At 41.8% G+C, this 21,241-nt stretch carries 20 protein-coding genes; 13 read left to right on the forward strand and 7 right to left on the reverse strand.

What is annotated here, in order from left to right:
- Positions 1-41: 41 nt before the first annotated feature.
- Positions 42-1,424, forward strand: coding sequence for a serine/threonine protein phosphatase (locus H6679_04710; protein ID MCB9493547.1), 1,383 nt, complete (start codon positions 42-44; stop codon positions 1,422-1,424).
- Positions 1,425-1,440: 16 nt separating this feature from the next.
- On the opposite strand, the gene H6679_04715 is transcribed toward H6679_04710, so the two are convergent.
- The gene (locus H6679_04715) at positions 1,441-2,646 is read right to left on the reverse strand and encodes a phosphoglycerate kinase (GenBank protein MCB9493548.1); all 1,206 of its coding nucleotides are present in this window, start codon (positions 2,644-2,646) and stop codon (positions 1,441-1,443) included.
- A 145-nt stretch (positions 2,647-2,791) separates the two neighbouring features.
- Between H6679_04715 and H6679_04720 the strand changes: the two genes are divergently transcribed.
- The 3 genes from H6679_04720 (at position 2,792) to H6679_04730 (ending at position 4,711) form a co-directional block, all read left to right on the forward strand.
- The gene (locus H6679_04720; GenBank protein ID MCB9493549.1) at positions 2,792-3,271 is read left to right on the forward strand and encodes a hypothetical protein; all 480 of its coding nucleotides are present in this window, start codon (positions 2,792-2,794) and stop codon (positions 3,269-3,271) included.
- Between the two features lie 180 nt (positions 3,272-3,451).
- Positions 3,452-4,123, forward strand: a complete 672-nt coding sequence (locus tag H6679_04725; GenBank protein MCB9493550.1) for a hypothetical protein — start codon at positions 3,452-3,454, stop codon at positions 4,121-4,123.
- Positions 4,124-4,183: 60 nt separating this feature from the next.
- Positions 4,184-4,711 (forward strand): hypothetical protein, encoded by a 528-nt coding sequence (locus H6679_04730; GenBank protein MCB9493551.1) that lies wholly within the window; start codon positions 4,184-4,186, stop codon positions 4,709-4,711.
- 58 nt (positions 4,712-4,769) lie between these two features.
- On the opposite strand, the gene H6679_04735 is transcribed toward H6679_04730, so the two are convergent.
- Positions 4,770-6,026: an ABC transporter permease gene (locus H6679_04735; protein ID MCB9493552.1), complete on the reverse strand. Its 1,257-nt coding sequence runs from the start codon at positions 6,024-6,026 to the stop codon at positions 4,770-4,772.
- A gap of 168 nt (positions 6,027-6,194) precedes the next feature.
- Positions 6,195-7,070, reverse strand: coding sequence for a hypothetical protein (locus tag H6679_04740; GenBank protein MCB9493553.1), 876 nt, complete (start codon positions 7,068-7,070; stop codon positions 6,195-6,197).
- Between the two features lie 228 nt (positions 7,071-7,298).
- Here H6679_04740 and H6679_04745 point away from each other — a divergent pair, with 228 nt between their 5' ends.
- The 3 genes from H6679_04745 (at position 7,299) to ileS (ending at position 11,703) form a co-directional block, all read left to right on the forward strand.
- Positions 7,299-8,111 carry a hypothetical protein gene (locus H6679_04745; protein ID MCB9493554.1) on the forward strand — a complete coding sequence of 271 codons (813 nt, stop codon included), beginning with the start codon at positions 7,299-7,301 and terminating at the stop codon, positions 8,109-8,111.
- Positions 8,089-8,517, forward strand: coding sequence for an RpiB/LacA/LacB family sugar-phosphate isomerase (locus H6679_04750; protein ID MCB9493555.1), 429 nt, complete (start codon positions 8,089-8,091; stop codon positions 8,515-8,517). Before H6679_04745 ends, H6679_04750 begins: the two co-directional genes overlap by 23 nt.
- Positions 8,518-8,685: 168 nt before the next feature.
- Entirely contained in the window at positions 8,686-11,703 is a 3,018-nt protein-coding gene (gene ileS, locus H6679_04755) for an isoleucine--tRNA ligase (GenBank protein ID MCB9493556.1), read from the forward strand.
- A gap of 45 nt (positions 11,704-11,748) precedes the next feature.
- Here ileS and H6679_04760 read toward each other — a convergent pair whose 3' ends face one another.
- The 4 genes from H6679_04760 to H6679_04775 all read right to left on the reverse strand — a co-directional run bounded on the left by H6679_04760 (position 11,749) and on the right by H6679_04775 (position 16,447).
- Positions 11,749-12,417 (reverse strand): hypothetical protein, encoded by a 669-nt coding sequence (locus H6679_04760; protein ID MCB9493557.1) that lies wholly within the window; start codon positions 12,415-12,417, stop codon positions 11,749-11,751.
- Positions 12,418-12,533: 116 nt separating this feature from the next.
- Positions 12,534-13,409 (reverse strand): hypothetical protein, encoded by an 876-nt coding sequence (locus tag H6679_04765; protein ID MCB9493558.1) that lies wholly within the window; start codon positions 13,407-13,409, stop codon positions 12,534-12,536.
- 133 nt (positions 13,410-13,542) lie between these two features.
- Positions 13,543-15,369, reverse strand: a complete 1,827-nt coding sequence (locus H6679_04770) for a hypothetical protein (protein ID MCB9493559.1) — start codon at positions 15,367-15,369, stop codon at positions 13,543-13,545.
- Positions 15,359-16,447, reverse strand: coding sequence for a hypothetical protein (locus tag H6679_04775; protein ID MCB9493560.1), 1,089 nt, complete (start codon positions 16,445-16,447; stop codon positions 15,359-15,361). The genes H6679_04770 and H6679_04775 overlap by 11 nt, the downstream gene beginning before the upstream one ends.
- A 111-nt stretch (positions 16,448-16,558) precedes the next feature.
- Here H6679_04775 and H6679_04780 point away from each other — a divergent pair, with 111 nt between their 5' ends.
- The 6 genes from H6679_04780 (at position 16,559) to dnaB (ending at position 21,214) form a co-directional block, all read left to right on the forward strand.
- Positions 16,559-16,960: a hypothetical protein gene (locus H6679_04780; protein ID MCB9493561.1), complete on the forward strand. Its 402-nt coding sequence runs from the start codon at positions 16,559-16,561 to the stop codon at positions 16,958-16,960.
- Between the two features lie 5 nt (positions 16,961-16,965).
- The gene (locus H6679_04785) at positions 16,966-17,490 is read left to right on the forward strand and encodes a prepilin-type N-terminal cleavage/methylation domain-containing protein (protein MCB9493562.1); all 525 of its coding nucleotides are present in this window, start codon (positions 16,966-16,968) and stop codon (positions 17,488-17,490) included.
- The gene (locus tag H6679_04790) at positions 17,487-17,975 is read left to right on the forward strand and encodes a hypothetical protein (protein MCB9493563.1); all 489 of its coding nucleotides are present in this window, start codon (positions 17,487-17,489) and stop codon (positions 17,973-17,975) included. The genes H6679_04785 and H6679_04790 overlap by 4 nt, the downstream gene beginning before the upstream one ends.
- Positions 17,976-18,102: 127 nt before the next feature.
- Positions 18,103-19,263: a hypothetical protein gene (locus tag H6679_04795; GenBank protein MCB9493564.1), complete on the forward strand. Its 1,161-nt coding sequence runs from the start codon at positions 18,103-18,105 to the stop codon at positions 19,261-19,263.
- Positions 19,264-19,345: 82 nt separating this feature from the next.
- Entirely contained in the window at positions 19,346-19,798 is a 453-nt protein-coding gene (gene rplI / locus H6679_04800) for a 50S ribosomal protein L9 (GenBank protein ID MCB9493565.1), read from the forward strand.
- 30 nt (positions 19,799-19,828) lie between these two features.
- Positions 19,829-21,214, forward strand: a complete 1,386-nt coding sequence (gene dnaB, locus H6679_04805; GenBank protein ID MCB9493566.1) for a replicative DNA helicase — start codon at positions 19,829-19,831, stop codon at positions 21,212-21,214.
- Positions 21,215-21,241 lie beyond the last annotated feature (27 nt).

The following is a 21,241-nucleotide window of genomic DNA, read 5'->3' on the forward strand; positions in this document are numbered from 1 at the left end:
TCAACGCAAAAAAACAAAGACATGTTAAAAGGGCTAAAATTATGAATCAAGGCGTAGTGTGGACGGGAAACAGGCAGGAGTTGCAAGTGTGGTGTCAGCAGTATGCTCAGGCAGTTACACCAGATGTCTTTGTAAAAAAGCTTACGCAATTTGTGTGTGCTGCAACAGATAATCTTAAGCAAGGTGCGTGGCATGAACAATGTAGGCCAGATGAAAATTTTTTAGATGCAAATGCTGTAGGTTATGATAATGCAGCGCATGATGTTGATCGTTTTAAGACTCCTTTCGCTCAAAAAATAATTGTTGGTGAGCATGCAAAGATTGCGGTTATTGCTGATGTGCACGGAGACCTGTATGCTCTGGGCAGCGTATTGACTGAATTAATCGAAGCTGGATATCTTGATCAGAGACTTAGAATTCTTACTAACGATTTTTATCTTGTTTTTTTGGGGGACTACGTTAATCGTGAAGCTGCCAGCATTCCCGTTATGGCGCTCCTGTTTGATTTGTTTGTAACCAACCCAGGCAATGTTTTTTTATGTCGAGGAAACCACGAAGACGCGTATACGTGTACTCGGTTTCAGGCGCGTTTGCGTGAACAACAAAGCCAGGGAAAGTTTCAAGAGCATGTAACGCTGCTTGATCAGCTGCGTGATTTTATTCCCGATTATGTTTTTCCTCAACTGCTTCACTGGTTTGAATATTTACCCCATGCAGTCTTTGTTGGTAATCGAAATGGCAAGACTGATAAGGTTGAGTATCAATTATTTACTCATGGAGGGCTTGAACTTGGTTGGAATCCACATGATTTTCTTGCTGATGAACAGAGTAACTTTCAGTTGCTGACAAAACTTGACCGTTTACATGGGATGCATGAGTTGGTTAGTGAGCAAAGTCGTAAGCACCTTGAACAGGAATGTCAGCAGTTATGGACCGAGCATGAGCGCTTTGATTTGATTGGCCAGCAGGGGGTAATTGATTTTTGTAAGCCTCAAAGTTTTTATTCGCTTCGGTTTGGCGGGTGTTGGAACGATTTTTTGACTGAACAGTTTGGGGCAGAGCTTGCGACTATTTCTTACCGTAGAAAAGTGCTCATTTGGGGCAAGGCTATGAGTTGGCGATGGTTTGAGCGCGCTTCAAGCCGGCGCGTTGCGGTTAGAGGTGTTATTCGTGGGCATCAACACCTTGATGAACAACTTAGTCAGCTTAATGGTACCAACAATATGCGTGAGCGTATCGTTGTGGGCAAGGGTATGGTGCGGCAATGGGATGGTACGGTGTATACGCTTGCAACGGCGAGTCATATTGCTCATATGCATTCATTTGTACTTATATCTGCCGCGCATGGCTGGTCACTGCGCCATTATTTCAAAAAACCTGATAAGCCTGCGTGGTCATTTCACGTGAGGTCACTTTGGGATTAATGTTGTGCTACGAGCGCTATAAGTGCATTAGCCCCGAAAGTTGCTGATGGGGATCTTGTGCCGCTAAGTAAGCCAGCGTTGCTCCACCGCCGGTTGAGCAAAAATTAATCCGATCGGCGACACCAAATGTATGAGCTGCAGCAACAATGTCTCCCCCTCCAATGATAGCAAATGCTTCAGCGTCAGCGATGGCGGTTAGCACGTCTCTAGTGCCTTTTTGAGAGGTCTTGTTTTCATAAATACCCATTGGTCCATTTGCAAAAATGGTGGCAGCATTTTTAATTTTTTCGGTAAAAAGTTCAATCGTTTGTGGGCCAATATCAACAACTGAAATAGTGCTTTTGCCCAGTTCCTGAACTGACGTTGTCTGTAGCTGTGTGCTATCGTGCCCATGCCAAACAAGGTCAAGTGGAAGGTGTAGGTTAATTTGTTTGTGGGTTGCTTTTTTAAGAAGTGTTTCTGCCCAGGCCAGTGATGCTGGTTCTATTTCGAGCGTTGTTTGGAAAAGACCTTGTACCTTTAGAAACACTAGGGCAATTGCTCCTCCAAGTAAAACGTGCTCCGCTCGGTGTGCTTTTTGTGAGAGAAAATGGTCAATGATTGGAATTTTTTTACCTATTTTGCAGCCACCAAGCACGAGGATAAATGGTTGGTCTGGGGTATGTTGGAGTCTTTCAAGTTCGGACATTTCTCGCTCAATGAGTAGGCCTATGCCTTTGCTTTTTTTATCAAATAGTTTTGGTACGAGCGTAAGCGATGTGTCTGTGCGATGAGCGGCGCCAAAGGCATCGTTAATATAAATGTCGGCAAGGTTGCACAGCTGTTGCGCAAAGGAGCTGCTTGGTTTTTGTTCCCCTTCAAAAAAACGCATATTTTCAAGCAGCAGAATGGTTTGGGGTTTTTCGTGGCTGAGGTGCTGCGCTTGCTCAAGATTTGATTCATACTCAATCGCAAAGCCATGCTCTTTGAACCAGCTGACTAGCATGCGCGTTGAAAGTGGATGGGTTACGAAGTCATGTTCCTGTTGTGGTTTTGGTCTGCCGATATGTGTCGCCAGAATAATTTTACTATTTTGCTCAAGCAGGTAGTTAATTGTTGGGACAAGCATTTTGATACGATAATCATGCAGTATTTTGCCTTCACGGCGGGGAACATTGAGGTCTGCACGTAGCAAAACGCGTTTGTTTGCAACGTCGAGTTGTCTAATGGTCCTGAGTGCCATTTTCTCTCCTTTCTGAAAAAAACCTTTTTTCAAGCATAGCGAAAAGATAGACGAAGCAGTATAAAATTTTGTTTCATCCCTTTTTATGGTATAACCATGCTCTGTTTACATTTGTTTAAAGACCTAGCACAAGGGGGCAATAGCGATGGTGCGATTATTTATTACGATATTTTGTTTATTTCTGACATCTTCATGTTTTGCCCAGCAAGACGTAAGTTACAACCAGCGTGAGCAGTTTATTAATGATCAAACACTGACATTGAGCCAACAACAACGAGATATTCTGATAAAGCTTGTTGAGCGGCATTGTTGTGAGCAAGATTTTGATTGTAAACGGGCTCATTTAAATGTATCTACGCCTGTTTTGTTTTGCTGTTGGGTTATAGCGGTACTTGGGCCTTTATGCCTGCTTGCTAGGGATTTTGGCCGAGTGCAAGACGCCATGTTTGATTCAAGCGTGTCTGGCGAGCAGTGGAAGCGTGATCGAGAATGGGCTACGAAGCGGGGAGTTGTTTGTTTAGGCATAAGTACCGTGGCGGGTGTTACTGGGGTTGCGTACTGGGCAAGGGAAATTATCAGGTTTTTTGCCAAAAAGGCTTCCTGTAGCGGTTATGGGAAAAAATAGGCCTTTTTTTGATAGAGGCCTCGTAACGGGACAAGATTTTATGAAATTACCCTCTGGAAGGTAGTTTTTATTGCTTTGGGGTCCCGTTTGACTTATTTTTATCGGATGGTAAGATTAATATATACAAATGGAAATATGTAGCAAAATGGAGAAAATGTTATTTAACCAAAGGAGGTTATGATGAATATTCTTGTATTAATGTTTATTACCATTATTTTGGGCTCGAGCTGTGTTCGTGCAGAGCAGGAACAGGCGACTACGCAGGTGGTTGAGCAAGTTGATCTTGGGCAGGAAAGTGACCAAAAAGTAGTTGGTCAAATACCTCAAGCTCAAGAACCTGAGCAAACAGAAGTTGATGGACAAGAAAAGGATGCAGTTGAAACTGACCAGCAAGAAGTGCAAAATCAGGATGCTGAGCAACCAGTTGAGCAAGAGTCAAAAAAGGAAGACGTTCTAGGTGGTGATCAGTCAGAAGACAAAAACAAGAAAAAGAAAAAGGTAGAAGGCGATGTTACTCAAGAAGCTACTGAGCAAGAGGAATCTGCGCAGGACCTGAGCAAAGGCGTACAATTGCCAGGCATTACTGGTGGAGACGTTGCATCGAGTGGCATTAATCAGGAAGAGCTTGCAAAGCTTGGCGAAGAAATGAAAAAAGCTCAAGAAGAGTTTGAGCGTATGACGCCAGAAGAGCGTGAGCAGAAAGCCCGTGCAGCTATTGATCAAATGCGCAGTGAAGTTGCAAGTGATACCAGCATGAACGAGGAAGAGCGTACGCAAATGAATGAGTTTATGCAGCTGCTTGAGCAAAGTATGCAAGAAGAGCTTGAGCGAGCGAAAAGTAAGAAAGCATAAAAATAAAATGGTAGAACCGGGGACTTGTTCCCCGGTTTGTTTTTCTCAATGGAGGTTATTATGAATACTATTTCGAAGGTGCTTGTAGTAGGGCTTTTACTAGGGTCGAGCTTTGGCTTTGTTAGCGCTGCTGAGTATTATGGGGATGACCAAGGTGATAAAGTTGCTATACGATTTAGTAATTCAGTGGCTTTGTATGTTGATGTAGATCAAGAAGATGAAGCGCTTGCTTATGCAGAAAGCTTTAGAGAGCAAGAGAAAAAGTTGCTTGCTCGGTTGAATGCTGCTTTTCTTCTTGACGAGAATGTTTCTTGTAAGGCCTTTGAGGATGGCTTTCTAGAAAGCTTTCTTAGTGATTTTCGTGCGTTAAGAGACTCCTGCTTAGGAACGTTTGCCTGTATTATTGATCCAAACAGTGAACAATACCGAAAAATAGAAAATAGGTATAACGCTTACTTGAAAAAATACGAAAAATATATAGAAGAAAAAATTGGTAAATTAAGAGTAAAAACTACTTTAGTTGGTGGACGCAGAAGTCCTGTGAGTTCATTAAGTACTGGAGGAGTTGCTACCTCAGGAAAAGAATAAAGACTATTAATTGTCTGAAATAAAATCCCCCCAGAATAACCTGGGGGGATTTTTATGTTTACTCGTGGCGAAGCACCTGTGTGACATTAATTTTTGTTGCTCGTTGTGCAGGCAGCCATGTTGCCAAGAAACCGAGTAGTAATGTTGCTAAAAATACAACAACAAAAATTTCACAGTCCATACGAGCTGGCAGATGTGAGACAAAATATACGTCGGGCAGCTTGATGAAGGGGTATGCTTGCAAGCAATAACCAGCGATAGCCGCGCATGCAAGGCCGAGCGATGATGCAAAAAGGGTGATGCTCAGCCCGATTCGAATGAAAATTGAGCGGATGTGCGTATGCGACATACCAATTGTTTTTAGTAGGGCTATGTCTGGGCGCTTTTGTTCGATATGCATAAACAGCAGTGAGACCATATTCATACATGCGACAAGCGTGATGAGCGCAAGCACAAAAAAGCTCACATATTTTTCAAGCTTGAGCGATGATGCCAGCGATGGGTATAAGTCTTTCCATGTGTTGATTTGTAGGCGGGGGAAGCGTTGTTTTAGCTTGTTTACGACTTGTTGTTCATGTTGCTCTGGCCATAGGGATTGTGTCAATCGATTTTGGACCCAGAGATAAACATCTTTCCACCATGAGCGTGAAATGAGTTGGGTTATAGTATTGAGTTGTGGGAAGATAAGTTGTGGCTGTGCTAACTTGAGAGTGATGGTTTCAACGCCTTGTTGGTCAAAGAGTTCATTGAATGTTTCAAGATCTATAAAAGCAAAATTGCTGTCATATTCTTCTAGACCAACGTTAAAAATACCGCCTACCTTGCATTGTTTTTTCCGTAAGTTAATTTTCTTTTTTCCGCCGGGCTCAGGAATGAGCAGAGTGATATCATCTCCCACCGATAAGCCTTTATCGCTTGCTGTTCGATGGCCTATAAATAGGTTGTTCTCATTAATCAACGCTTGCAGTGTTGCTTGCTTGGGATGCGTGATTTTGCTGTTGAACGAGGTAACGTTGCCCTCATTGACAGGATCTATTCCCTTTAAAAAAAGAACGGTGTGTTGCTCATCTTGCTCTAAAAGTGCCTGCTTGATACTGCTACCGCTAATGGCTTGAATATTGTCAAAAAATTCCCGCTTAAGCACTGAACTGAGCTGTAAGTAGTCAAGGCGATTACCTGGTGATGATAAGATAATTTGCGCATTAAGGCCTTGCATTTTTTCGCTGATAACTTTTTCAAAGCCATTGGTGATTATTAGGGTGAGCATTAACGAAAAAGTCCCGATAAAAATACCTAGAAAACATACCTTTATCATGAACGCGATGTTGCTATTTTTGTGTCTGTAGGTTAAGTATCGCCAAGTAATCAGACGTGTAGGGCTCATAAAAAAACTTTGATTTATGGGTTGAAGAGTTTATCAAGCCCAAGAATAACGAAAGAGGCGGCCTCTTGTAAAGTTTGTGCTGCTTTTCTTTGTGTGCGGCTATGCGCGTGCTGGGAAATAGTTGCTCATTATCCATGGAAGAACCAGTGGAACTGAGCGAAGTAGAATTGCTGCGGGCATGAGCTGTAGGTGTGTTTTCTTGTTCTCAAGTTCTTTTGTTTGTCCCATTGACTCACAAAATTTACTAGATTGGTCTGCACTTATTTCTGGTTTGGCAGCACTTGTGTACTTATTTGTATATTCTTTAGATATGCGTTTGATAGTTTTTTCTTTTTCGGGCAGTGAACGAAACGTGCTAGCATAATTGTATGCAATCATTGCAAGACTGAGGCCTGTGATGATGTTGGATGTTTTTCCGGTTAGGCCAAAAGGCTTGATAATGCTGCCACCATGTGCAAATAAAGCAAATGCAAAGGTGCTTAAAAGAGTTGGAGCTGCAGGGTTGAGTTTGTTTTCAATCAAGCGGCTTGCATTGTCAGCACAAGCAAGTATTGATGCTGTTCTGATGTCATTGGTGAGAAAATATGGCCATGCAGTAACAAGGCTCATGACCGCTTCTGATGGAATATTAATAAAAGGGTTTGACGACAATGTTTTTTGTATTTGATAGAGTCCATGAGTTGGCCAACTAATGTAATTTGGGCACGGAGGCAGGGCGCTTGATGGTGAGATAGGAGCGTTAGTGCCAATGTTTGAAGGCATAACGGTTCGAGTGTTGGTGTTATTGGTATCCTGTAGGTAGTGCTTGAGTGTTACTACTGTGGATACTGCCCCCAAAGCATTAAGAATCGAAACAGTTGGACGCATAATAGGTCTAAGAAACGGCTGAGCTGCCGCCATTGGGGCAACCGTTGTTTGCCCTAGGGCGAACAAGCAAAACAGCGTGAGTAATAAGCTTTTCTTTAGATAATTCATGAGTAACCTCCAGTTTTATACACACAATATCCATTTTCTTATTAATTTACAATGAGAAATTATATTTGTCAAGTGCCCATCTAGACGGCACTTTGGGCCATTGGGGGGCGTAGGTATGCCGTTTAGAGTGTCTAGGTTGATGTCATGGCCCTGTATTTATTTTTATTCAAAATTGGGTCAGTATGGCTATACTAAGACCGTACGGATAGAAACCAATCAGTGTAAGCAATGAAAGACAGGTATATGATTGAAAAGGGTGCCGTAGCAAGGCTTATTGCGGGTGTGTGTGTAATATTTTTGACGAGTTCATGTGTTAAATATCATGACATTATTGGTCCAGAGGTTCCTCAAGCGGAGACTATTGAAGACGAGCTACAGCTCCGTTATCACTATCTGCGCAGCAAAACTGCCTATGACGAGTTTCAGACACTGGCGGCGTTTGATGTACTTTGGTTCAGTGAGAAAGTAGCTAAAAAATACTGCGATGCCTATGCAACTCGCCGGGGCCTGAATGAGCAGCAGCGAGAACGGTTGCATGATGATTACGCAAAAAAGTTGAAAAAATCGCATATTTTTTATGTTTTGGCAGATATACGTGAAGCTCGGATGCACGATAACCTGAATGATAAGGATGCACTGTGGCTACCTCGCCTTGAGTTGTATGATACTGGAGGCAAAAATCCGGAGCTTGATTTAGAGCAAAAGCCGTTTAAGCATATGAAGGCGACTTACATTAAAGAGGTTGACCTGGAGCCTGAGCTACAGGCATTATTTGGAACACGTTATCGTTGCTTTAAGCCCGTGAAAGCGGCGTATAGAGTTGTGTTTGGCAGCGAGCAATCTGAACCAAAAGAGCCTAAGGGTGGAGACGATGGGTATGAGCAACTGGAGCAACTAGATCAATCAGAGCGGGCTGATGGACATGATATTGTTCCAGTGCTGGTCATGAGCTCACCGTACCATAGTTGTGATTTTGAGTGGAACCTAAAAAACCTCAAAGAAAAGAAGTTGTTTAAAGATGAAGATTTCTATTGGAGCTGATCATCGGGGGTATGAGCTTAAACAACACTTAATAACCTATTTTTCTGCCTATTCTTGGATAGACCAAGGTGCCACTTCTGAGCAACGCTCAGATTATCCGGTTTTTGCAAAGCGTGTATGCAATGATCTTTTGCAGGGTAAGGCAGAGCAGGGTGTGTTGCTATGTGGTTCTGGTGTTGGGATTTCCATAGCTGCTAACCGGCATAAGAAGATATATGCAGCACTTTGTTGGAGTGCGGACATTGCCCGATTAGCTCGCGAAGATGATGGGGCGAATGTGTTGGTGCTGCCCGCAGATTTTATTACCCCTGAGCAGGCGGTAGAGATCTTTCAGCAATGGCATAATGCTTCATTTAAGCAGGGGATCTATCAAAAAAGACTTGATATGATCGATTTGGACCTTTAAGTCAGAAACTAATCAATGCGTCTGATAATCAATATTTATGTCGCATTTTTGTCAATCTTGCCCTGTTACTTCTTTCTCGCTGCCCCATTTTACTCTTCTCTTTGTAATTTTAACCCTAAAGAGTAGGGTATTACTTTTTGAAAGCTTGCGCAAAACGTGCTACTCTAGATGCTCTCAAACGTTACTCGAGGCAGTAAAAATAAGACATACTTGATGGCAAGGACCAACGCTATGGCTGAGCAGAAAAAAGAAAATAGTTTTAGATCGACACTTAATTTGCCAAAAACTGATTTTTCAATCAGAGCAAATGCAAATCAAAAAGAACCAGATATCTTGCAGCACTGGGAAAACCAAAATATTTTTGAGCGGGCTTCAGATAAAAACAGAACCAAGTCTACTTTTATTTTGCACGATGGTCCACCCTACGCAAACGGACATCTTCATTTGGGGCATGCGTTAACGTATATTCTTAAAGATATTGTGTGTAAGTCAAAACGCATGTTGGGTTATCATGCGCCACTTGTGCCTGGTTGGGATTGTCATGGTTTACCCATTGAGTTAAAGGTAACTGCTGAGCATGATATTGAAAATAAAAAAGACTCTATTGATCCGATCGTCTTTAAAAAGTATTGTCGTGATTACGCAAAGCGATGGATAGAGATTCAAAAAAAAGAGCTCAAAGAGCTTGGTAAGTTTGCAGATTATGAGCATGCATATCGAACAATGGATCCAGCTTACGAAAGCAAAATTCTTGAAGCATTTGCATCGTTTGTAGAAGGTGGCTATATCGAGCACAAGGGCAAGACGGTTCCGTGGTGCGCATCATGTCAAACTGTGTTGGCATCAGCTGAAATTGAATACAATGAGCGTAAAGATCCATCAATCTATGTTTGCTTTACATTGGACAGTGATGTTGCACGTGAGGTTTTTCCAATTGTTTTTGAAAAAGATCCAGCGATAAATGTTAGCTTGCTTGTTTGGACAACAACGCCCTGGACGATTCCACTTAACCGGGCTGTTGTTTTGAATCCAGAAACAGAATACGCCTTAATACAAAGTAAAGAAGAGGGCCAGGCCATTGTGGTGGCACGTAATCTTGCTGACAGTGTCTGTGCTGCATTGGGAATTGAAAAAGTTGAACTCGCATGTGCGGATGCCCAAGTTTTTCAGGGCAAAAAAGTTTTACATCCGCTCCATGATGATTTTTACGTGCCGGTGTTGCTTGATGATTCAGTTTTAACTTCAGAAGGGACTGCGGTACTTCATACCGCGCCAGGGTGTGGCCCTGAAGACTATCAGCTTGGGCTCAAGTATGGCCTTGAAATCTATTCGCCTCTTGACGGGGCAGGTCGTTACACCAATGAAATTAAGCCTGCAGCACTTGAAGGTATGACTGTTCCCGACGGTCAGATTTGGGTACTTAAAACATTAACTGAGCGAGGCAAGTTAGCGCACAAAGGAAGTATCAGACACTCATATCCCCATTGTTGGCGGTGTCATAACGGGCTTATTTTTCGTGCGACAAAACAATGGTTTTGTGATTTGAAAAAAAATAGCTTAACCCGTCGTGCACTTGATGCAATTGAGGGAGTAACATTTGTGCCAGAATGGGGTAAAAATAGACTTTACTCATTTGTGGAAAATCGTTCTGAATGGTGTATTTCTCGTCAGCGACAATGGGGCGTACCTATTCCAGCGCTGTTGTGTGAAAAGTGTGAAGCGCCATTTTTGGAGGCTGACTTTGTTAGACGTGTTGCTGCACGTGTGGCAAAAAATGGTATCGAGTACTGGGATAGCATAACCCCAGACAAGATGGTAAGTGAAGGCTTGTTGGATCAAAGTTTTGCCTGCCCGTCATGCGCAAATGCCGACCTTACAACATTTAAACAAGAAAAAGATATTCTCGATGTGTGGTTTGACTCTGGTGTGAGTAGCTACGCAGTGCTTGCTCAAAAAAATAATCAAGGACTGGGTATTCCGGCTGACCTTTATTTTGAAGGATCAGATCAACATCGTGGCTGGTTTCAGAGTGCTCTATTGTGTGGTGTTGTTCTTTATAATCATGCACCAATGCGTGCTATTGCTACACACGGTTTTATTGTTGATGAGCAAAAGCGTAAGATGTCAAAATCGGTTGGCAATGTTGTTGCTCCGCAAGATGTTGTTGATCGCTATAGCCGCGATATTTTGCGTTTGTGGGTTGCGAGTTCAGATTTTTCGGGAGATATTGTTATCTCTGAAAAGCTGTTACAAAATGTTGCAGAAATGTATCGAAAAATTCGTAACACTTGTCGCTTCTTACTGTCCAATTTATATGACTTTGATATTGCAAAAAATGCAACAAGGTTTGAAAATCTGTATGCACTTGATCAATATGCAATGGTTAAGCTGTATGATCTAAGCCAAAAAGTTCAAGAAGCTTACGATGAATACAACTATACTTCGGTTGTGCACCTGCTCAATAACTTTTGTACGAATGATCTTAGTGCTTTGTATCTTGATATTGTCAAAGATCGATTATATGTTGAGCATGCTCAAAGCAAGCAACGCCGCGGAGCTCAAACAGTTATTTTTCATACTGTTGATGTTCTTACCAAATTAATGGCTCCTATTTTGTCGTTTCTAGCAGAAGAGGTTTCTGATTACTACCAAAGTGGTAAAGGTGACTCCATTCATCTACAGGACTTTGCCTACATTCGGGACATTTGGGAAGATGGATCAAATAACGATCCGACAATACCTCTTCACACTCAAACGCAAAATACCTTTACACTTTCCCATCCAATTTTTATGCGTAGTAGTTGGGAGATTCTTGAAATTCTGCGAGACAATGTCCTCAAGGCAATCGAGGGCAAGCGAGAGCAAGGTTTGATAAAACATTCACTGGAATCAAGCGTGCGGATTTTTATTGAACCTGATTCTCACGAGGCAAATATGCTTTCATACTTTGAAAAGACGCTGGCAGACTATGAAACCCTCAATGGGCTGCTTAAAGATTGGTGTATTGTCTCTCAGGTTGAGCGCCCTGAGAGTAAAGAAGGTCTTGAACAGACTGGTGTTGACTGGCTGAAAGTAGCGGTTGAACACGCACAAGGTGTTAAGTGTCCACGTTGTTGGAAGTGGTCAACTGAAAGCGATCAGCAGGAGCTATGTCCTCGTTGCAGTGTGATTGTTGAAGCACGATAAATGAGAAAAAAACAAAGGGCACCATTTAAAGGTGCCCTTTGTGCTTTAATGTCTGAATAACCCCAGCAAGCGTCCTTTTTGGGAGCGGCCTTTTTTTGAAGCCTGTTTCGAATATTGCGTCTTCGTGAAATTAGGGACAAGTACGTTTGAAAGTTCTTTGCGTGCTAGATCGAGAATTGTTTCAACATTTTTTCCACTAATGGTGACTTGTCCATTTTCTGCTAGTGAAAGTGATGTGAGCTGAGGTCTAATAATGTTTTGCTTAACTTGTTGATAGAGCGCCTGCCTGTGATCTTTGTCAGCTATGCTCAGTTGATTTTCAAGATAGTGCATGAGCTCAGCTTTTATACGCTTGCGTGCGATGCCTCGTGAAAAAAATCCCTGAGAGCTTGCTGTTAGACGAAATTGGTCAGGATACATAAACTTGAGATACTCTTTGAGTTGCTTTTTCAATGGAACAAGGGTCGTGGAACGAATATACATGTCTTGCCCTGCTGTATGATGAACAATTTCATCAATTTTGCGGATGTGTTTTTGTACAGCCTCTTGTGTCATGACGAGGTTATATCGTTGTTTCAATTTATAAAAATACTGGGACAAATCCTTATTTGCCTGATCAACGTGTATCTGTGCGGGCATTGTTTGTGCTGAAATGCCTCCTGCCAGTAGTGCCAGGCTACAAAAAAGTATGTTATAACGTAGGCGCTGGAGCATGGTATCCTTATTTTAAATGCGTGTGATGTGTGAAATGCTTAAAATAACAATAATCAATGACATCCAAAAAAGTATTTTAGCAGTAATGACTTTTATAAAGGCATTGTGATTGATTTTCATGATGTGGCTTCCACACTTGTCCCTGCAGCAGCAGCCTCAAGGTCATCTTCTGCCTTTTCGTCAACCGACATTTGATCACGTAACAATTTATTGTTTGTTGCTGCTGGTGTAACAACACTCTGCTGTGCGTTGATACCGCTTGCGATAACGTTTTCGATAGTTGTTACCTTGTCTGATGAAACTGCTCGTCCATATTCTGCAGCTGTTTTTATGCGATCAAGGTGTGCTCGTTGGGATCCTGCCCATGATTTGAACTTGTCGACCATACTGTCTACATGATTTAATTCATTCTTTGTTTGTTGGCGTATAGTTTTGAATTTGCTACGGGCGGCCTGAAGTTGGGTGCGGGCTTGAGCAATAGATGCTTTAAGCGTTTGGCGCTGGTTTAAAAGCGACTTGTATTGTTCCTGTTTTTCCCCCAGCTGAGTACGCATGCGTTGCTTTTCTTCTTCTTTTTTTGTTGCGCGTAATTGTTTTTGTGCTTGCTCGACTTCTGACTTTGCAACTTTGATAGCCTCATTGACAGCCGTGCGTTGCTGTTTAATCGAATTGACGGTTGCTACCTGATCGGTAAGCTCTTTTTTTGCTGCAAGCATTTGATCGTAAAACTCTTTTGCTTTCTGCTGTCTACTTTGAATTGCCAGTGCAATATTTTCAAAGTTTGCTTTTATTTCTGACAGGCGTTCGTCTACATATTTATCGTCAGGGACTTTTGTTTGGCTATCATATTTAACAACCTCAATGCGCTCATCAGGTGATTTATGGAAGGTTACTTTTGATTGAGCTTGAAGCGATGCTTGAAAGAGTCCAACAAATACGGTAGTGAGCAGCACTATTGTTTGAATTGCTTCATTTGAACGAAACATTTTCATGGTTATTCTCCTTTTAAATCGATTACATGGGCGTATGAGTCCTTATCTATAATAATATCACCTAAATATTCAAATAGTCAATAAACTCCTGGGGGGCATTGACTAAAGGTCGATTGACTCGATGTTTTAGTGATTATGGAGTGGGGGCTGGGACTATTTTCCTGCAGGCCTCGTGGTGTTTTAATAACTCGCTAAACGAAGCAGGAAAGGGGGGCTGTTGTCGGCCATATTGGGACAAAATAACGATAATCTGTTGATATTTTTCAACAAGCTGAAGGCGTTGGGCCCCGAGTTTTTTACCTGCGTCAGGGGTGAGACCACCTGCTTTTAATTTTCCCTCTATAGCGTTGAACTCTTTTTGGTATTCTTCCAGGATTTTTTTCTCACGCACTTCTAGCGCGTCTTCAAAATACTTTTCGTCACCAAATTGTTCGAGTTCATCTTGTATTTTATGCATTAACGATTGGGCCTTTTGATGTTCTTGGCCATGAGCCGCACCCGTTGATAGCGTTGTGATGCATATTACAAGTGGTGGTAATAATTTTTGCAGCTCTTGAGATATTGCTTTCCATTCCCGTGCGCTGCCAGTTAGCTTCGTTTTACTTTCTTCATCAAGTGCTTGCAAAAATTTGTCACGGACAGCAAAATTTTGGATCAATTTTGCCACGTATTTATTTTTTAGAAAATTTTCGGGTGATTTTTTTGCAGCCTCGGTTCCTTTTTTAATTTGGTCGATTAATTCTTTGTGGGCCGACTGTGCCAGCTCTTGTGGTGTTGGTGGTGCTGGAAGGCTTTGTGCCAAGTTATTTTTGAGCGTATTGAGTTTTTCAAGTTGCATCTGGGCTGGGAATCTGTTTAAAACAACGTCGAGTTTGTCATGAAGTGCCTGTAATTTTTCGACATCTTCTTTCTTTTTTCCTTTTGCTTTGGCAATAAGTGGTTGTGCTTGTTGGTTATAACGAGCGGTTAGCTTACCATCATGATCGCTAATGAATTTAGCAAATTCTTTTTCACGATTGCTGCGGGCCAGATCATCTCTAATATTGATCAATAGCATAGTCCCAGCCTTTTGTTCGGCAAGCTCAGCTTCAGCAAGCTTCTGGTCTGGTTGATAACTAACGATGTCGAGTATTTTAGGTAATGCGCTTTTATATGAGTCAAAGGTGTTTTTCCAGTCGGGAGTTGTTTGTAGCTTTTTCACTTCGGGCTCTAGGAGCTTTCGCAGTGAGCTTTCTCGTTGGACAAATGCATCATTAACCTTACTTAAAGATTTTGTTTTGAGGAGTGAGGAGTAGAGCTTGGTGTCTTTTTCTAAGGATTCTTTTGCAGGTTGCTGTTGTGCAGGCTGCTTGCTTGTATCTTTAATAAATTGTTTAAGCGCACCAATAAGGGCTTTGTGTGCGTTTAGCGCTTCCATGTAGCGCTGTTTTGCTTGTTCATCTTGCAAAAGACCTTTTTCATCATTTTTCTTTTTTTCGGCATCTTCTTTCTTTTTGCTTGTGTCATCTTTTTGATCCGGAAGCATGGTTTTAGATGATGGTGATTTTTTATCAAATGATGATGGTTGCCAGCTTGACCCGCCTCCTGTGTCCTGGTAACTACCTGCGCTTGAATAGTCTCTACTGCGCCCAGATCCTGAGTACGAAGAAGGAGAAGAGTATGAAGATGAATAAGAAGATGGACGATAGTAGGAAGATGATGGACGATAGCCCGATGAGCGCTGTGCCTGTTGCTGTTTGCGTTGCAAGTCTTTAATTTCTTGTTCCCGTTGTTTTTTACGTTCCTCAAGGAGCTGCTGCGCCTCCTTGCTTTGCGTAAGTTTCATAAGATCTATCGAGAGAGGCTCAACATACTTTATAAAAAGATCAATAATCTCTTGCTCAAGGCTTGCTGGATATAGTGTTGTTACGTGTGCTAGGGCAATCAGGGTAAACAAGAATGTATTTTTTTTATTTATCATCTTGATCTTGCTCCTTATTATCCTGTTTGCTTTCTCCCTGTTCTTCATCTTTGTCATTATTTTCTTGCTGTTGGCTGGCTATAAATTTTTGAATGCTTATAAAACCTAAGCCAATTAACAGTAGTATTACCAGGGCAATCATTATGTAGGAAAAGTAATCTGTTTGAGGTGGAGTCCGGCGAGGTTGATGTTGTGTAGGTTTTTCAGGTATTGATTGTTCTTGAACTGCGTGTTCTATTTCATCTTCGTCTACATCAGCTTCTGGCTCATATTTTTTGCCACGCTGTTTTTGTTGACGCTCAGGTGCGTCGATACTTTGGAGTGGTTGTTGTTCCTGCTGTTTTTTGATTTGCTGTAATTTGTCAAAGTCGCTGTCCTCTTCGTTTTGAGCGGCATCAAGTGATGTGGCAACAATTTTTTCATGGGCCTTTTCCAGCTCATTAATTGCCTGAATAATTTTCTTTCGCATAGCCTGCATTTGGTCGGCAAGTTGTTTATTTTGCGCCGGTGGAGTTAATAAAACGCTTTGATAAGCGCGCTTGCTTGTGATATGGTCTGAGGCGACTTGAACCGCATCTATGTTTTTACCAAATCGTTTCAAAAAGCGTTCTTGATATTCAGGGCCAAAGAGTGATGAACCTTGAATGCGAGTGTCTATTTTTTGAGTATATTGGGCAAATAAGGAGAGTATTTCTTGTGCTGCCTGGAGTGATTGTGGCGTGGGGACAGTTTGAGTTTTTCCGCCTTGCTGAATAGTCATTGTTTCAGGTTCAAGAAAAAGCTGCTTGGTTGTTTTGCTTGTTGGCACAGGGGGTTTGTGTGGAGCCGCTTGTTGTGGCGATTTTGTAGAGGTTTTTTCTTCGGTTTGACGTTGTTTTTCGGCTTTCTCTTTTTGTTCCATCTCCTCAATTTCTGCGAAGACTTTTTCCATATCTTTGGCTAGTTGTTCCATATCAATATTTTTGAAAAAATCTTCAAGTGTAGCCGCGTCTTGTGCAACACTATGGTTACAGCAAATAACTATAAAAAGTGCGCAGGTAAAAACAGACAGCATACGGGCTAATGCTGATACCACCATAATAATCCTTGCGTCTTGTAAGTATGATTAAAAAGAAAACCCACCCATGGTATATTTTTCAGGTTAGATGATTCATGGTAGGCAAGTAAATAAATCGGTAATTATTGTGCGATGAAAGCAAATAGTAAAGCATTTTTGTTACTTGAGATGCTTATTGCATTGGCTACCGGGAGTATTGTGCTGTGTTGTTTTGTGCATTTGCAATCCATTATTGCGGTTCAGTGTGGACATGCCCGCCAAAAAAACCAGGCTTTATTAAAGATTGTTAGTCATGTTGAGCGAATTAAAGGGAGGTTGGACATGGAGCAGGAAGAGGGTGTAATGAGTAATGATATACAGGTTGAGCAGGGGCGCAGCCTGCACTCACTGACGCCATTATATATGATGGCGTGGCGCAAGATTTTGCCTGGCTCTCGGTTGCAGGTGACGCAGGTGCCCCTGTTGTGGGTGTGCGCATACAAGCAAGAACAGAACAATAAGAGAGATTTTTTAACACTTCTGACATTGTTATAGCCCTCATGATTGTACGTGGTCGGTGTGGTTTTACGCTCATTGAGCTTATATGCTATATGGTATTACTGACAAGTTTTGTGGTTATGATGTATCTATTTTTGAGCAGAAGCTATCAACAGGGGACTTCGGTTGTTGTAAATGCTAGCAAGCACCTTGAGTATGGCATGGTTAGTGACCTCATCTATCGGGATATTCTTGGTGCATCATGCTTTTTGCGAGATTGGGACTTTGAGTACAATATTTTTAAAAAAAAAGTTTTGAATCACCAGGGCGGGGTAACGACTGTGTGCGTTGGATGGGCTACTAAGCCATACGGATTTGCTCGAAGTCAGGGTGAATATGATTTTTCTCGTTGTGTTTGGAATAAGCGGTCTGTTGGTGTTGTTAAGGCTGATTGTGCCGTGTGTAAGTTTCAGCCCCAATTGGACAGTAAAACACGCCATATTAAAGCAATTGATGTTGTTATCACCGACAAAAAGGGTACTGTCATTCGACAAACGGTATCTTTGCGTAATCGAATAGTGTTATGAACGATATAAAAAGAGGATCGGCTCTTTTATTGGTTATGACATTCGCTGCTTTGATAAGCATGATTGGTATATCGTGGTGGATACAGAGCGGTTTAGATCTTGACATTGCAAGAGAACGCGTACGTTTTTACCAGCGTTTTTATTATACAGAAATAGCATTGCAAGAGGGCATTATGTTTGCGCGGTCAAATTTCTCACTCTTGAATACAGAACAAGTACAAAAGGAATTACCACTCATTTTTCCGTTGTCACAGTTACCACAAATAGACCTTAACTTACAGAGGTCCCTGCAAGGAATGCAGCTTGTTTTTATGGTCGATAAGCTTGCACAAAAACCAAACGATGACGTACTTTTTATAAAGGCCCTGCTGAGCAAGAACCATAAAGTTATATGTAGCCTTCGTTGTCTGATGAGGCGCATAGAGCATGAGGGCAAGGAAGCATATGTACTTGATGGTTTTACTCTCGGCACTTTGTCACAATAGTGCGTTTCTTTACCCGGGGTTATCATTTTTGGTTATTGCATCCATAGGTATCCTTGCATATGTATTATCTGCAACTGTGCCTACGTTGAAGCGCTCGTTGGGATACGGGGTTTTATGGGGAGTTTGTGTGCATGGCAGCCACTTTTTTTGGCTTTTTGAGTTATTACGAACACAGAGTACATGCGCACTTACTGGCTCAGCGTCACTGTATCTTTTGATAGTCCTCTATTTTTCACTGCTCACAGGATGTTGGTTTTTGAGTTATACCCTTGTTCGTAATTTTTTGGGGTTAACAAAAACCCATAGCCTTACCGCGGCTTTTTTTGTTACAGCTGTAGCCTATTTTGTGGCGATCGAACATTATGCACTTTCATTGTTTGGTAGAGTAGAGGGTTATCCTTTTTTAAATCCGTTTATTCCGCTTGCGCGATACCGGTGGTTTTGCATTCTGCTTGCTAGCGTGAGCTCTGTGTATTTTCCGGGACAAACACTTTCTGAGAGCTATCGTCGATTTAATAAATCATGCGATCTTACATACATTGAACCGCTCGTTAATCGCGCAATGAGCAAAGAGGAGCGGGCGCTAATAACGCCTGCGCATCTTGCGCAACGTGTATACCACCAATTAACCAGCGCTGTCAGCAAACAGAAAAACTCTAATGACTACGAAAAAATACATATACTGTGCGCTCCGGAAAGCGCCTTTCCTTTCGCTATAAATGACTATAACGATGACCAGAAGTTATGGAATGCGGCACTGTATAAAAACAGCATTTTTCTTATTGGGACAGTTTACGAATATGAAAAAAAAGTGTATCAAAGTGTAGCTTTTCTTCGACCAGGATTTAAATACTTACATTCGTGTCCGATAATGCAAATCTATGTCAAAAAACACAAAATTCCACTATGCGAATATCTTCCCAAATTTACCAAGAAAATTCTTAAAGGATTATCAAATAGTCGACACAGTTTATTTGATCTAGCCTGCAATTTGTCTCGGGGGAAACCAGGAATTGGCGTTCAACAATTCATTCTCAATGACCAGGTTATTATTCTGCCTCAAATTTGTTCTGAATTTTTTTGTACATCACGGATTGTGGATTTTTTAGCAGAACGGAGGCATGCGGGCTCTGATAAGCAATTTGTCATTTTTTTATTCATTAATGATAGCTGGTTCATTCCCAGCTTTAGAGAATTGATGCAGACAGCGGCAACTTTAAAAGCTGCTTGCATACAAATGCCAACGGTATATGTAGGACATTTTGGGTATAAACAATTACTCAGATGACGTACCAATTACCTGCTTTTTTAGGTATACTAAGGAAAATTCAAAAAACTGTAGGATAATGCATCACAAAAGAGGATGGCGTATGAAAGTTTATATGCTCAAAGATGTTGAAAAAGTTGGTATGTCAGGACAAATTATCAATGTCTCTGACGGCTATGCAAATAATTTTTTGCTACCACGCAAGTTTGCTTTGGAAGTGACAGGCAAAAATATGTCATTTTTAGAAAGTAAGCAACAACAGGTACGAGTAACCGCAGAAGCAATTGCGTCAAAGGCTGGTATGCTTGCAGAACGTATTAAAACTATGCACTTGACCATTAAAGAACGTGTACACGATGACGGTAAATTGTACGGGTCGGTTGGCGCCGATGAGATTGTGCAACTCCTCAAAGATAAGGACATTACGGTCAACAGAAAGCAGATCGAATTTGAAAAGTCTGTTCGTTCGGTTGGTGAACATAAGGTCATTGTGCGTCTTTCATCAAAATTAAGACCAGCTTTCACCCTTAAAGTAGTAGCAAAAGAAGGCGAATAAAAAAGCCACGTTTCATATCTGGATTTACCTATGCCTCATGCCCCCCAAAGCAAAAAGGATAGGCAGAAGTTTTCATTGTCCGATGTTGGTGGGAAAAATATACCCACTAACATCGAGGCAGAAAAGGCAGTATTGGCAGCGATACTGCTTAATGATGAAAATTTGACGCTTGTCTCGGACATCTTAAAACCACATCATTTTTACAGTTATGCCCATCAGGTTATTTATCAAGCAATTATTGAACTTGCTCAAGAAAACAAGCGCATAGATTTGTTGGTATTGCAAGACTTGCTTGCAACAAAAAATAATCTTGAAGCAGTTGGCGGTATCCCATACCTTATGGAGCTTCAAGAAAATATACCTGCTCTTGGCCTTATTGCCCAGCACGCGGCAATCGTAAAAGATAAGTCAACATTGCGAGAGCTTATTAGTACAGCATCGGAAATTATACAACACTGCTATGAGCAAAAAGTAGACGAAATTGATGAAGTGCTTGATTTTGCAGAAAAAAAAGTATTCCAGATTTCAAACAACCTGACCATTCCCACCTTTGTCAAACTTGACGCGGTACTAAAAAAAACTTTTCAGCAGCTGGCTGAAGTCAAAACATGCCGCGAGGGTGTGACTGGGGTTCCCAGTGGGTTTACTCATTTTGACATGATGACTTCGGGTATGCAGCGGGGCGACCTGCTTATTTTGGCAGCCCGACCGTCAATGGGTAAAACGGCCTTAGCACTTAATATGGCGCTTAGCGCTTGGAACAGTGGCGCACCAGTTGCCATCTTTTCTTTGGAAATGTCTGCCGAACAACTAGTCTTGCGTATGTTATCGACCCAGTCAGGCATTGCCCATCAAAAGATTCGTAATGCCATGGTTAGCTCTGAGGAGTGGATGACTTTAACAAATACGGCTGCCAAACTGGCAGAAGCCGGTATTTTCATTGATGATACCGCCACCATCAACATTATGGAGCTTCGAGCAAAGGCAAGAAAGCTAAAAGCTCAAGAAAATATAGGTCTTATCATTATTGACTATCTACAACTTATTGGTTCACACCAGCGGTTTGAGAATCGGACACAAGAAATATCGGCAATTTCTCGAGGGCTTAAGGCGCTGGCCAAGGAACTTGATGTACCCGTTTTGGCTTGTTCACAGTTGTCGCGTTCCCTTGAAACCAGGATGGACAAGCGACCTATGCTTTCTGACCTTCGTGAGTCGGGAGCTATCGAACAAGATGGCGATGTTATCTTTTTCATCTATCGGGATGTGGTCTATAATCCTGATACCGAACATCCTGATTTGACCGAAATCATTATTGGCAAACAGCGCAACGGACCCGTTGGTTCGTTTTACGCAAACTTCAAAGGAGACATTGCTCAGTTTGTAGACATTGCAGACGAGCAAGCGCTCATTTAAAAAAATCAAAAAAGGAGAGGGAGTAAA

The organism is Campylobacterota bacterium (assembly GCA_020633995.1).
Classification (GTDB): domain Bacteria; phylum Babelota; class Babeliae; order Babelales; family RVW-14; genus JACKCO01.

Excerpts from the sequence above, each read along its gene's own strand:
- rplI (MCB9493565.1), top strand. The coding sequence starts at position 19,346 with ATGAAAGTTTATATGCTCAAAGATGTTGAAAAAGTTGGTATGTCAGGA.
- H6679_04785 (MCB9493562.1), top strand. The coding sequence starts at position 16,966 with ATGATTGTACGTGGTCGGTGTGGTTTTACGCTCATTGAGCTTATATGC.
- ileS (MCB9493556.1), top strand. The coding sequence starts at position 8,686 with ATGCTCTCAAACGTTACTCGAGGCAGTAAAAATAAGACATACTTGATG.
- H6679_04740 (MCB9493553.1), bottom strand. The coding sequence starts at position 7,070 with ATGAATTATCTAAAGAAAAGCTTATTACTCACGCTGTTTTGCTTGTTC.
- H6679_04765 (MCB9493558.1), bottom strand. The coding sequence starts at position 13,409 with ATGAAAATGTTTCGTTCAAATGAAGCAATTCAAACAATAGTGCTGCTC.
- H6679_04770 (MCB9493559.1), bottom strand. The coding sequence starts at position 15,369 with ATGATAAATAAAAAAAATACATTCTTGTTTACCCTGATTGCCCTAGCA.
- H6679_04725 (MCB9493550.1), top strand. The coding sequence starts at position 3,452 with ATGAATATTCTTGTATTAATGTTTATTACCATTATTTTGGGCTCGAGC.
- H6679_04750 (MCB9493555.1), top strand. The coding sequence starts at position 8,089 with ATGAAGATTTCTATTGGAGCTGATCATCGGGGGTATGAGCTTAAACAA.
- H6679_04760 (MCB9493557.1), bottom strand. The coding sequence starts at position 12,417 with ATGCTCCAGCGCCTACGTTATAACATACTTTTTTGTAGCCTGGCACTA.
- H6679_04710 (MCB9493547.1), top strand. The coding sequence starts at position 42 with ATGAATCAAGGCGTAGTGTGGACGGGAAACAGGCAGGAGTTGCAAGTG.
- H6679_04780 (MCB9493561.1), top strand. The coding sequence starts at position 16,559 with ATGAAAGCAAATAGTAAAGCATTTTTGTTACTTGAGATGCTTATTGCA.
- H6679_04715 (MCB9493548.1), bottom strand. The coding sequence starts at position 2,646 with ATGGCACTCAGGACCATTAGACAACTCGACGTTGCAAACAAACGCGTT.
- dnaB (MCB9493566.1), top strand. The coding sequence starts at position 19,829 with ATGCCTCATGCCCCCCAAAGCAAAAAGGATAGGCAGAAGTTTTCATTG.
- H6679_04790 (MCB9493563.1), top strand. The coding sequence starts at position 17,487 with ATGAACGATATAAAAAGAGGATCGGCTCTTTTATTGGTTATGACATTC.
- H6679_04735 (MCB9493552.1), bottom strand. The coding sequence starts at position 6,026 with ATGATAAAGGTATGTTTTCTAGGTATTTTTATCGGGACTTTTTCGTTA.
- H6679_04775 (MCB9493560.1), bottom strand. The coding sequence starts at position 16,447 with ATGGTGGTATCAGCATTAGCCCGTATGCTGTCTGTTTTTACCTGCGCA.
- H6679_04730 (MCB9493551.1), top strand. The coding sequence starts at position 4,184 with ATGAATACTATTTCGAAGGTGCTTGTAGTAGGGCTTTTACTAGGGTCG.
- H6679_04720 (MCB9493549.1), top strand. The coding sequence starts at position 2,792 with ATGGTGCGATTATTTATTACGATATTTTGTTTATTTCTGACATCTTCA.
- H6679_04745 (MCB9493554.1), top strand. The coding sequence starts at position 7,299 with ATGAAAGACAGGTATATGATTGAAAAGGGTGCCGTAGCAAGGCTTATT.